This window comes from Photorhabdus sp. RM71S, from assembly GCF_042879355.1.
Lineage (GTDB): Bacteria > Pseudomonadota > Gammaproteobacteria > Enterobacterales > Enterobacteriaceae > Photorhabdus > Photorhabdus kayaii.
Genome location: NZ_JBHFKV010000332.1, coordinates 1 through 223, shown reverse-complemented (window position 1 = coordinate 223; position 223 = coordinate 1). Strand labels below are relative to the sequence as shown.

The window sequence follows — 223 nt, the reverse complement described above, 5'->3', positions numbered from 1 at the left end:
CCGGCACTCAATGGCGACGCAGATGTTAGAGAACGGCGCAGACACCCGACACATCCAGGCGATACTGGGGCATGAGAAGCTGGAAACCACCCAAATCTATACGCGGGTGGCTATCGGTCACTTAAAGGAAGTACACGAACAGACGCATCCGGCAGAACGGAAATCCAAACCGAACACGCCGCCCGATGACGGGTCTGTGAATAGCGACAAGCCGGACAGTAAA

The 223-nt window shown here is 55.6% G+C and carries 1 protein-coding gene; it reads left to right on the top strand.

Features of this window, described 5'->3' with window-relative positions; translation table 11 throughout:
• On the top strand, window positions 1-223 hold a 223-nt coding region (locus tag ACGF5R_RS25105), incomplete at both ends, for a tyrosine-type recombinase/integrase (protein ID WP_387693381.1).